At 36.1% G+C, this 12,158-nt stretch carries 11 protein-coding genes; 3 read left to right on the top strand and 8 right to left on the bottom strand.

Annotated features, from left to right (window positions below; genetic code table 11):
- Positions 1-44: 44 nt before the first annotated feature.
- Entirely contained in the window at positions 45-188 is a 144-nt protein-coding gene (locus CA834_RS14635) for a hypothetical protein (RefSeq protein WP_165764755.1), read from the top strand.
- Here CA834_RS14635 and CA834_RS05150 read toward each other — a convergent pair.
- The 8 genes from CA834_RS05150 to CA834_RS05115 all read right to left on the bottom strand — a co-directional run bounded on the left by CA834_RS05150 (position 178) and on the right by CA834_RS05115 (position 8,867).
- The gene (locus CA834_RS05150; RefSeq protein ID WP_094967742.1) at positions 178-1,584 is read right to left on the bottom strand and encodes a M20/M25/M40 family metallo-hydrolase; all 1,407 of its coding nucleotides are present in this window, start codon (positions 1,582-1,584) and stop codon (positions 178-180) included. The two genes, CA834_RS14635 and CA834_RS05150, sit on opposite strands and share 11 nt — an antisense overlap.
- Positions 1,585-1,600: 16 nt before the next feature.
- Positions 1,601-2,479, bottom strand: a complete 879-nt coding sequence (locus CA834_RS05145; protein WP_094967598.1) for a PPK2 family polyphosphate kinase — start codon at positions 2,477-2,479, stop codon at positions 1,601-1,603.
- A 9-nt stretch (positions 2,480-2,488) separates the two neighbouring features.
- Positions 2,489-3,652: a sigma-54-dependent transcriptional regulator gene (locus CA834_RS05140; protein WP_094967597.1), complete on the bottom strand. Its 1,164-nt coding sequence runs from the start codon at positions 3,650-3,652 to the stop codon at positions 2,489-2,491.
- Positions 3,653-3,807: 155 nt separating this feature from the next.
- The gene (locus CA834_RS05135; protein WP_094967596.1) at positions 3,808-4,632 is read right to left on the bottom strand and encodes a mechanosensitive ion channel family protein; all 825 of its coding nucleotides are present in this window, start codon (positions 4,630-4,632) and stop codon (positions 3,808-3,810) included.
- Position 4,633: 1 nt separating this feature from the next.
- A complete protein-coding gene (locus CA834_RS05130; protein WP_094967595.1) occupies positions 4,634-5,947 on the bottom strand; it encodes an ABC transporter permease in 1,314 nt (437 codons plus the stop codon).
- A gap of 2 nt (positions 5,948-5,949) precedes the next feature.
- Positions 5,950-6,876, bottom strand: a complete 927-nt coding sequence (locus CA834_RS05125; protein ID WP_094967594.1) for an ABC transporter ATP-binding protein — start codon at positions 6,874-6,876, stop codon at positions 5,950-5,952.
- 289 nt (positions 6,877-7,165) lie between these two features.
- Entirely contained in the window at positions 7,166-8,281 is a 1,116-nt protein-coding gene (gene dnaJ, locus CA834_RS05120; protein WP_094967593.1) for a molecular chaperone DnaJ, read from the bottom strand.
- Between the two features lie 31 nt (positions 8,282-8,312).
- Positions 8,313-8,867 carry a nucleotide exchange factor GrpE gene (locus CA834_RS05115; RefSeq protein ID WP_094967592.1) on the bottom strand — a complete coding sequence of 185 codons (555 nt, stop codon included), beginning with the start codon at positions 8,865-8,867 and terminating at the stop codon, positions 8,313-8,315.
- A 145-nt stretch (positions 8,868-9,012) separates the two neighbouring features.
- Here CA834_RS05115 and CA834_RS05110 point away from each other — a divergent pair, with 145 nt between their 5' ends.
- Together CA834_RS05110 and CA834_RS05105 are read left to right on the top strand one after the other, a co-directional pair.
- Positions 9,013-9,666 (top strand): YceI family protein, encoded by a 654-nt coding sequence (locus tag CA834_RS05110; RefSeq protein WP_094967591.1) that lies wholly within the window; start codon positions 9,013-9,015, stop codon positions 9,664-9,666.
- A gap of 194 nt (positions 9,667-9,860) precedes the next feature.
- Positions 9,861-12,062, top strand: a complete 2,202-nt coding sequence (locus tag CA834_RS05105; RefSeq protein WP_165764754.1) for a DUF748 domain-containing protein — start codon at positions 9,861-9,863, stop codon at positions 12,060-12,062.
- Positions 12,063-12,158: the final 96 nt, after the last annotated feature.

Here is a 12,158-nt window from a genome sequence, read left to right as displayed (position 1 = left end):
TATTAACTCATAAAAAAAATCAATTTTTTATTTTAAAAAGAAAAATGAAAAAGAAATCAATGTCTTACAGAACACCAGCAGATATGCATGCTGATGGTGTATATTTTAATGAACAACTTTTAACCATTAAAATAGAACAAGAGCGCCGACTAGAAAAATTGAAACAACTCAAGAAAACTAGTCCTTAATATTTGTTGACTCAGGTATTGGGTTAGTACCGTACTTATCCATTAAATAGACTAATGAGGTCATTGTTGCAGCTCCAAGTTCAAGTTCACGCTTATTAACATGTTCAAACGTATCATTGGAGGCGTGATGATGGTCAAAATAACGTTGTGAATCAGGCCGCAGGCCTGCTAAGACAATGTTCTCGTCTTTTAAAGGTCCTATATCAGCCCCACTCCCACCTTTCTCAAAATAATGTATTAAATAGGGTTTAAATAACGGTTTCCATCCTAGAATCTTAGAAAATACTACATCACTACAATCAAAACTGAAACCTCTTGGTGTAAAACCTCCTGCATCGCTTTCTAGGGCAAATACATGTCGCTCATTGTTAGCTTTAGCCTCTTCAGCATATTTTCTACCACCACGAAGGCCGTTTTCTTCATTCATAAAAAGCACAACACGAATACTCCTTTTAGGTTGTACGCCGCTTATTTTCAAAAGTCTTAAGACATCCATCGACTGTACCACACCTGCCCCATCGTCATGAGCACCATCGCCTAAATCCCAAGAGTCTAGGTGACCTCCTACGACAATATACTCATTCGGAAATTCTCTGCCTGTAATTTCTCCAATCACATTATAAGACAAGACATCTTCAAACTGTTGGCAGTTTTGCTTAAAATAAAACTGTAAATTTTTGGACTTTTTCAAATCCTCGCTCAGCCTATTAGCGTCATTCGTACTTATGGCAGCAGAAGGTATACGATCTTTCACCGGTAATTCGCCATAACCCATACTCCCTGTATGGGGATAATCGTCCAGTCTTAAGTTCATAGACCTTACTATAACACCAACGGCACCGTATTTAACCGCCTCCATAGCACCAGCGTAGCGTTGATTAACGCAGCCTCCATAAGCGTTGAATGTGCTGATTAAGTCGGCTTGCATTGGTCTATTGTAAAAAACTATCTTCCCTTCAATATTGGACCTACCTAATTTTTCTAGCTCTTCAAAATTTTGTACTTCTACAACTCCAGCCCGTAAACCATTTTCGTCAGTGGCGACAGACCCACCTAGAGCGCAGATATTAACTCTGTATTTATTGTTTTCTGTCTCATAAAAGGCCTCCTCTTTCGCACCGCGTTCCCATTTAGGCACCATAACGGGCTGAAGCCATACTTTATCCAAACCAAGTTTTTCCAATTCTGCTTTCGTGTATTCTACGGCTTTTTGGGCATTGAGCGAGCCAGAGAGGCGACCTCCAATTTTATTTGACAAATGGTCTAGCCAAGAATAACTGTTGCCGTTCGTTAATGAGGACTTATAAATGGTCTGAATAACCGCTTCATCAGATTGCGCTGAAACCTGTCCAACGCCAAACAACAACATTATACATAGTACTATTGCAGTTCTCATTTTTGTTAGTTTGTTTTTATTCATTTTCTAATTGTTGTTTATACTCTTCAATACGCGCTTTTTGCTCAGGTGGTAATTCTGGATTTTTAATATCGCTATAGGCTTTCAAGGTATCAAACATGATTCGAGCCACAATATATCGGGCTGTTGGCTTATCATCTGCTGGAATGTTAAACCAAGGCGCGTGAGGTTTTGAACTTCTATTTAATACATCCTCATAACAAGCCTGGTAATTATCCCAAAGTTGACGCTCATCAAGATCACCTGGAGAAAATTTCCAGTGTTTCGAAGGTTTATTTAAACGTCGTAAGAGCCTATTTTTCTGTTCTTCCTTTGAGATGTTCAGAAAAAACTTAAAAATAATTGTGCCGTTATCGGCAATATGCTTTTCAAAATTATTGATCTCTTTGAAACGCTTGTCCCAAAAATCATCATTGACATTGGCTACACTAGTGATATCAGGCATGTTTTCGTAAAGCAGGTAACTTGGATGCACACGAGTAACTAGAACATTCTCATAATGGGTACGATTAAAAATCCCAAACTTGCCTCTAGATGGTAATGCCTTGTAATGCCTCCAAAGATAATCGTGCTTTAATTCTAGTGGTGAAGGTTTTTTAAAACTATGAGCCACTATTCCCCTAACGTTAAACTCCTTAAATACTTCACGAATTAAACTGTCTTTACCAGCAGTATCCATTCCTTGAATACACATTAAAACAGCATACTTACCATGCGCATACATAGTATTTTGTATCTCTGCCAAATCCTCACTAATCTTACGCATCTCTTTCTCGATGGTCTTTTTACTAGCTTCAAGGTCATAAGATGTTGGTAAATCTTTGATACTAACTTTCGATGAAATTCTAAAGTCTTGAATTTTAATATCTCGCATAATAGTTTTCTATTTTGATGCAAAGGCTTTAACATCAGCCTCACTTACCTCCTGGCCTCCCAAAATGATTAATCTTTCCACGACATTACGAAGTTCTCGTATATTTCCAGTCCAGTCGTAATTTTGTAACAAGTTAATAGCATTTGAAGAAAACGACTTTTTGGTAGTGCCTTGTTCTTGTGAAATTTTTTCTGTAAAGTACTCTATCAATAAAGGTATGTCTTCGCGTCTATCGTTTAATGAAGGTACCTCAATCAATATCACTGCCAATCTATGAAATAAATCCTCTCGAAATTTACCCTCTTCAATTTCCTTTTTTAAGTTTTTATTGGTTGCTGCGATTACGCGCACGTTAACTTTTATATCCTTATCACTACCTACACGTTGTATTCTGCTTTCCTGCAAAGCTCGTAACACCTTAGCCTGAGCAGAAAGACTCATATCTCCTATTTCGTCTAAAAAAATAGTCCCACCGTTAGCGGCTTCAAATTTACCAGCTCTATCTTTGGCAGCGGAGGTGAAAGCCCCTTTAACATGTCCAAACAGTTCACTCTCTATTAATTCAGAAGGAATTGCCGCACAGTTAACCTCAATCATTGGACCTTTGTTTCGGTCGCTTTTTTGGTGAAGCCAGTGTGCCACCAATTCCTTACCTGTACCATTCGGACCCATTATTAAGACTCGGGCATCAGTTGGGGCCACTTTGTCTATCATGTCTTTTATTTTAGCAATCGCCTCGCTGTCACCTATCATTTCATAGTTCTTGCTTACTTTCTTTTTTAACATCTTATTCTCAACAACCAGTTCCTTTCTATCTAAGGCTATACGAACGGTATTCAACAATCTATTTAGGTCTGGTGGTTTCGAAATATAATCAAAGGCTCCAAGACGCATCGTATTAACGGCTGTATCTAAATCACCATGACCAGAAATCATGACTATTGGAATTTCTGGCTTTAGTTTCTTAACGGCTTCCAATACCTCAACGCCGTCCATTTTTGGCATTTTGATATCGCATAAAATCAAATCATAATCGTCCTTTCTTATTTTTTCAATTCCAACTAAACCATCTTCAGCTTCCTCAACTTGATAGGTATCGTTTTCTTCAGAAAGAATTTTGACCAATACCCTTCTAATGGCTGCTTCATCTTCAATTATTAATATTTTTGGCATCTTATACTTTTAAGTTAATTCGTGTTCTTAATTAGATGGTGTTTAGATGAGCTAAACGATACATATCTTCCTACAATTGCACACTATATGAGAAAAAATAATACATAAGTTAGTTCAAATTTTTTTTATGGTTTCTAGCATAGAAGGCATAAATTTTACTTCTGAAAAATATGCACATCTCTCTGTGGGAAAGGAATCGTAATATTGTTCTCCCTAAATAGCCTGTCTATTTCAAATCGTATGTCACTTTTGGGAAAAAGCGCCTTAAAACTGTCGTTCATTGTAAAAACAAGCCTAAAATTTAATGAACTTTCTCCAAAATCAATAAAAATTACCGTCGGCTCTGGTGTTGGAATTACATCGGGGTGGTTGTTCGCTACCTGTAACAATATTTTCTTTACCAATTGCACATCACTCCCGTAAGCCACACCGACTTCGACAGATTCTCTAGTTATGGTTCCGTTTTGAGTCCAATTATAAAGAGAGTTCGTTAAATACAAATGATTTGGAAGTATTAGTACCTTATTATCAATAGTCACAGCGCGGGTCGTTCTGAGCTTTATCTCCTCAACCTTTCCAATTTTTCCGTCGATTTCAATAATATCACCAACATGTACCGTTTGATCAATCAAAATAAAAATTCCTGAAATTATATCCTGAAATAAGGTTTGAAGCGCCAAACCTACGCCAATTAGCAATGCGGCAGATGCCGCAAATACAGCCGTAACATTAACACCGATAGCATTAAGCGTAATCAATAGAAAAATGAGGTACACAATCCAACGGCCATAGGAGAACACAGTTATAAATTTCTTCTCATCACTTTTAGGCAGATTTCTGGTGACAATTCTTCGAACAATTTTTAATAGAACTGATATTATAATGAGGACGAGTAAGACAAAAAGAATCCCCTTGATACTTATAGAAATATTCTCGGTAAAATTAAAGGTATAGTTGAGTATCTCTTTTAAGCGCTCCATACTAGTATTTTATCCATTTAAACAATTCTTTATACGTTGGCTTCTTACCGTACATTAAAATACCTACACGATAAATTTTTGCGCCAAGCCAAACTGCAAACATAAAAGTACCGATAAGAATTAACAAAGAAAGACCTTGTTGCCACAAAGGAACTCCAAAGGGAATACGCATTAACATTACCACAGGAGAAGTAAAGGGTATAAAAGAAAATATGGTGGAAACGGCACCGTGAGGATCTTCAATTACAGTAAAGAACCCTACATAAACCGCTAAGACCAATGGCATAATTATAGGAAACATAAACTGTTGTGTATCCGTTTCATTGTCTACCGCTGCTCCAATTGCAGCGTATAATGAACTGTACAATAGATAACCTCCAATAAAGAAAAACATAAAAGCAATAATCAAATTAAGCAAAGGCAAGTTACCAATAGCAATAATCAAGCTCTCGGCAACGGCCTGTGCGCCTTGGTTTTGCATTACTTGATCTACCATATCTTGTTGGGGTGTCTTCATTTGAGCCATGTCAATTCCAAAAATGGCCGTCACAACAACCAACAGCACACCTCCAAGTAAAACCCAAATAACAAATTGAGTGACACCGGCCAGAGAAGTCCCTATAATCTTACCCATCATTAATTGCACTGGTTTAACGGATGAAATTATAATCTCTATAATTCGGCTTGTTTTTTCTTCAATAACACTTCTCATAATCATATTTCCATAAATGATTATGAACATAAATAAAAGATATCCAGCTATCCCACCAAAGGCCAATTTAACAATATTGTCCATTTTCGAACTCGTTTCTCCTTCAAAGCTCTCTTGTGAAATATTTATCTGAATCTTAGATGCTTCAATTTGTTGCATGCTAACACCATCTTGTTGTAATTTTATTTCCCGAAGACGCTTTTCAATCTTACGCTCTAGATTGGAAATAATGGTAATGGACGGTGAGTCTTCAGAATAAAACTTTATATGATTTGAGATGTCGTCTAATGAAATGGATTTACCAATGTACAAAAGGCCGTAATCTTCTTTTTCCTTAACCAGTTTCTTAGCAGTATTTAAATCCAATCCTTCAAGATAGCTATAGGTAGTATTTTCAGAGTTTTGAAACGCATCGCTCAAGTATCCAGATTCATCCAGAACAGAAATACTGCGTTCCTTATCCTTATTTAATTGTGATAAATAGGCTACAACAGCTATAAGGCCTATCATTATTAGAGGACTCAGAAAAGTCATAACAATAAATGACCGATTCTTTACCTTGGTTAAATATTCCCGTTTTATGATGAGTGGTAAGTGATTCATTTTTAATTATTGGTTACAGTTTCGATAAATATATCATTTGCCGAAGGCAATACTTCAACAAAATGATGAACCTCTGCCCTTGCCGTTAAAAAGGACAGTAAATCATTAGGCGAGGTAGCTTCATCAATTTTAATATTGAGCTTTATATCATCATGTAAGTTTTTGAATGTGGCTGGAAATACCTGAAAGCTGTTTTCGATTTCATGCAATACCTCCTCGCTTTTATTTGATTGCAACCCCACTTCAAATGTATTGGTTTTATACTGTCGTTTTATATCGTTTAGCTTTCCATCTAGTACTTTGTTAGACTTATGAATAAGCGCGATATGATCACAAAGCTCTTCTACAGACTCCATACGATGGGTAGAAAAAATAACAGTTGCACCTTCTTCTCGTAATTGCAGAATCTCATCTTTAATAAGATTGGCATTTATGGGGTCAAAGCCTGAAAAAGGTTCATCGAAAATCAATAGCTTTGGCCTATGCAATACCGTAACCACAAATTGAATTTTCTGTGCTTGACCTTTACTTAACTCTTGAATTTTTTTGTTCCACCAATCCCCTATATCTAATTTGTCAAACCAATACTTTAATCTGGTTTTGGCCTCAGTTTTAGACATTCCCTTAAGCTGAGCTAAATACAGGGCCTGTTCTCCTACCTTCATAGACTTGTACAATCCACGTTCTTCAGGAAGATAACCAATATCCTTAATATGTTCTGGTCTTAAATCTTGACCGTCTAACAATATCCTGCCCTCATCAGGCATTGTTATTTGATTAATAATTCTTATAAGAGTGGTTTTACCGGCACCATTTGGTCCTAGTAATCCGAAAATACTCCCTTTAGGTACTGCGATAGACACTTGATTTAGTGCTTTAAAGTTTCCGTAACTTTTTGAAACGGAATCAGCAACTAATAAGTCATTCATTTAATTAGAAATTTTTTCTCAGGTTAGTATGTAAAGATATTAAAGTTAAAGAGTAATTAATAAAAAAACTGAAATAATCTAGCACCTTTAAAGCTCAATTTTAGATGCAAAAAGATACATTTTAGGGCCTTTTTATAATTCGTTGTTAGGTCTAAAAGCCCTTAAAAAAACAAAACCCACCCTTATTAAAAAATAAGGATGGGAAAAAATTGCTATGAAAAAGAAAAATTACCGCTAATTAGCATTAGCGATACCTCAAAGATAGTATTTTTTCTTAAACCGAGGCTTTTTAAGAGAACATATCTTTAACCTTTTCGAAAAAAGATTTATCCGAACTTTCGGGTTTTGGCTCAAAATGCTCGTCTTCCCGCATGCTTTCAAAAAAGTCTTTCTGCTTCTTGCTTAAGGTCTTTGGTGTCCAAACATTTACATGGACCAATAAATCTCCCTTGCCATACCCGTTAATACTGGGTATACCTTTTCCTCTAAGCCTTAAAATTTTACCGGACTGTACACCTGGTTCAATTTTTATCCTAACTTTCCCTGTCACCGTGTCAATTTCCTTAGACGTTCCGAGAACGGCGTCTGGTAGGCTCACATATAAATCATAATGAAGGTTATCCCCTTCTCGTTTTAAAGTTGTATGTTCTTCTTCTTGTATGGCTACTAATAAATCTCCAGCAATACCATTACCAGGAGCATCATTTCCCTTGCCTGTAACTTTTAATTGCATACCATCTACAACACCGGCGGGTATTTTCACCGAAACGGTCTCCTCAGCTACTTTGAGACCATTTGCATCTGCGTCAGCAGGCTTTTTGTCTATGGTTTGCCCTGCTCCACCGCACGATTGACATGGTGATGAGGTTTGCATTCTACCTAAAATGGTGTTGGTTATTCTCGTGACCTGACCACTTCCATTACAAGTTCCACAGGTTTTATAGGTAGTACCAGGAGCTTGCACTTTTCGTTTTACCTTGATTTTCTTCTCAACGCCATTAGCAATTTCTTCAATGGTAAGTTTTACGCGTATCCTAAGGTTACTGCCCTTAACGACACGTTGTCGGCCACCGCCACCAAAACCACTAAATCCACCACCGCCAAAGGCCCCACCAAATATATCACCAAATTGGCTGAAGATGTCATCCATATTCATACTGCCTCCGCCAAAACCACCTGCGCCGTCAAACGCCTGATGACCAAACTGATCGTAACGGGCGCGTTTATCTGGATTACTTAAAACCTCATAAGCTTCTGCAGCTTGTTTAAATTTGGCTTCAGCATCCTTGTCATCAGGATTTTTATCAGGATGATATTTTAAGGCCATCTTACGATAGGCCTTTTTAATTTCTGAATCTGACGCACCTTTACTTACGCCTAAAATGTCATAATAATCTTCTTTCATAATTCTGCCCTAAAAATTTGGTGCTTTTGTTTTACTGTCCTATAACCACCTTTGGAAAACGAATAACTTTATCTCCAAGTTTATAGCCGCGCTCTAATACATCTATTATTTTTCCTTTTAATTCTGGTGAAGGTGCAGGAATCTGCGTTACGGCTTCGTGGTCGTCAGCATTAAAGGTATCGCCTTGCTCAACTTCTATTTTAGATAACCCTTTTTGCTCAAGGGTATTGACTAATTTATTATATATTAACGCCACACCCTTTCCCAATTCCTTTGCTTCATTGGCTTCCTCTATATGAGTTAAGGCCCGTTCAAAATCATCAATTATGGGAAGCATAGCCTGCATTACATCTTGGCTCGCCGTTTTAAACAAGTCCATCCGTTCTTTAATTGTACGCTTTTTGTAATTTTCAAATTCTGCAAACAAGCGCATGAACTTGTCTTTCTCTTCTGCAAGCTGTTCCTCTAATTGAACTTCCTTGGTCTTTTCATCTTTCTGTTGTTCAACATTGACTTCTGGTGTTGCGGTTGCGGTATCCTCCATTTGTGGATCTTCAGCTTTATGTTCTTTATCTGTTTTACTCATTTTGAGTTCTTTTTTTAATCGTCATGTTACTATTGGCAAAAGTACTGCCATTATTATTAAAATGTCAAAATGTCATTAACATTTTTTTATAAGTGATACGTCCTTCTATTACCTAACTTTGCCACGAATCAAAAGAAAAACCGTTATGAAAACATCATTTTTAAGAATTTTTGCATTTTCTGCACTAGTAGTATTGACAAATTGTAAGGACACAGCTAAAGAAGCCGTTACTGAAGAGGCTAAAGAAGCTGCTGTTGCTGAGGAAACTGCGGTATCCTATCGCGCAAACACGGACAAGTCGTCCATCGCATGGAAAGGATTTAAACCTACTGGGTCACACAATGGGACCATAAACATAGCTAAGGGCGAGGTTAGAGTTGCCGATGGCGCTATTGAGAGCGGCAATTTTGCTATTGACATGAAGAGTATAGTGGTTCTTGACATCCCAATGGATAATGAAAAAAATGCTGATCTTACTGGACATTTAAAAAGTGCTGACTTTTTTGATGTAGAAGCATATCCTAATGCGATGTTCGAAGTTACTGGTATGAGCACAGAAAATGGACAAACCATGCTTTCCGGCAATTTAACCATGAAAGACGCAACCAATAACATTAGTTTCCCAGTTACCACTAGTATTGATGGAAATACTATGACCTTAACAAGTGAAACCTTTTCTATTGATCGCTCTAAGTGGAACGTTAAATATGGTTCTAAATCATTTTTTGATAATCTTGGGGATAAATTTATAAATGATGATATCGAACTAAAGGTCACTTTAGTAGCAGATATGATTTAAGAAATCAAAAAACAGTAGATTTAAAAAGCACTTACTCATTTGTAAGTGCTTTTTTTATGATTATAATTTAATATTACAGCACACTTGCAAATCGCGAAAATTATTAACTTTACTCAAGCATTTGATAGTTGATATTCATTTTCACAACTAAATCTGTTCTCAACTTGGCTCTTATTTAAATCAAACCAATGAAAATGTTTAAGTCCAAAAAAAGGCTAAAACTATTGTCTATTAGTCTTGCGATTATAATTATTGTTATGATTGTTAGCCCCCTTATTGTTAAAAACTATATAATCAACAATAGTAAAGAGCTCATAGGAAGACAGATTAATCTTGGCTCATTGAAATACAATTATTTTTCGAGCACCGCTAGGATTTATGATTTCAAGATGTTTGAAAAAAATGAAAAAGACATATTTGTTTCGTTCGACACGGCAATTGTAAACCTTGAACCCCTGCGCTTTATTTTCAATGAAAAAAATCTTGAGCAATTTTATGTTAAAGGATTAATCGTCAATACAGTTTTAAAGGACTCTACTTTTAATTTTGATGATTTAATCGCTTTTCATACTGCTGTTGACAGTTCAGAAGTCGTATCTGAAGAAAAAGAAGAGACTTTTAAATACGACCTTTCCAATTTAGAACTAAAAGATGCCAGTTTTTATTTTGACAATAAAAATGTAAATAAGGCCACGGAAATAGAAGACTTTTCATTCTTTATACCAGAGATTTTATGGGACCAAACCCAAAAGAGCAATGCGGATTTAAAATTTAATTTCAAGCCAGGTGGCTATTTTAAGTCTACACTTAATATTAATCCCGTTGATGGTGAATTCGATGCTAAAATAGAAATTAACCAACTCTATCTCAATGCGTTCGATGCCTATGTGAAACAGTATGCCGACATTAACGAATTCAGCGGTGTTTTAAATGGTCAGGTCGAAATAATCGGAAACACAAACAATCCAACAAAAGCTATAGTTTTTGGGACAACAGAGGTCACTGATTTCTCAATGAAGGATAGAAACAATAAGGCCTTTTTAAAAGCAAACAGTGTGAATGCTGAACTAAAAAAAATGGACTATTCAAATAGTTCTTATGAGTTCGGTGCAATCGAATTGACTCAGCCCTATATTTACTTTGAAATGGATTCTATAACCAACAACTTTTTTCAGATTTTTAAACTTGATGACTATTCTGAATCAGAGACTGAGGCGCAAGTTGAAGTGGAAGTAGATGGTTTGTCTGAACCAGAACTATTTTACGCTATTGATAATTTAAAAGTGAATGCCGGACTGATGGATTATAGTGATAACTTGACTGGTAATAGGTTTGACTATCATCTTAATAATATCAGTATCGACTCGGATAGTATCTCCAGCAAATCAGAGTGGATTGATATCTATGCTGACATGCTTTTGAATAATCGAGGCACCTTAAAATCTAAATTAGGTATAAACCCGAATGCATACGACAATCTAAAATTAGACATGGTTATTGAGAATTTTTTACTTTCCGATATTAACATCTATGCCAATTACTATGTTGGACATAGTATACTCGTTGGCGACTTTTACTATTATTCTAAATCTAACATTACCAATGGGGAGATCCTTAGTGAAAATCAACTCTTAGTAAAAAATGTTTCTGTTGAAAATACAAAGGGTGGTCTTTTTTCCTTACCGTTAAAATTTGCCCTTTTTCTTCTTAAGGATAAAAACGGAGACGTTAATCTAAATGTGCCTGTTAGAGGAAATATGAATGACCCCGAAGTCAATATAGGAAAATTAGTTTGGACAACCCTTAAAAACAAAATTACCGGTGCCGCTTCTGACCCTATAAGTTCATTGGCAGGTTTGGTCGGTGTTAATCCTAAGGATTACAAAGAATTGGTATTTGAGTATACAGATACTATACCTACTGAAACGCATTATGAAAAGTTAGACAAGCTTTTAGAAATGGAAACAGAAAAGGAAGGCTTAAAAGTTACACTAGAGCATTTTGTAGACCCGGATCTACAGAAGGAAGCTTTAGCCATTTCAACCTTAGGGCAACAATATGAAACGGAGAGTGGCAAAAACTATCTAGAGGATGAAAAGGGTTTTGAAAAGTATATTAAAAACCTAACACAAGTGGATAGTATGAATATAAGAGATGCTGCCGTAATGCACATAGATGACATAACTTTAAATGAACTTTCCAAAAATTATAATTCTGCTTTGCTCAGAAATATCAATGCCTATTTAAAAAATACAAAACCAGACACCAATATTAAAGCTGTTGCTTCTAAAACCGAAGAACCTGATAATACCGGTTCCCAAAATAGATTTAAGATTAATTTTGACATGCTCACTGTGATGGCAGACGACCCAACTGCTGAGAAACCAAAGAATTAGATTTCCCAAACTTCAATATTATTGCATTGGAAGTAGTCTTAAGTGACCTTTTAACCTAATTAAATTCACTTTTAAATGGTTTTTTAGTTCTCCATT

Origin of the sequence: Winogradskyella aurantia (assembly GCF_002266855.1) — a bacterium.
Lineage (GTDB): Bacteria > Bacteroidota > Bacteroidia > Flavobacteriales > Flavobacteriaceae > Winogradskyella > Winogradskyella aurantia.
This window is presented reverse-complemented; position numbering and strand designations above follow the sequence as displayed.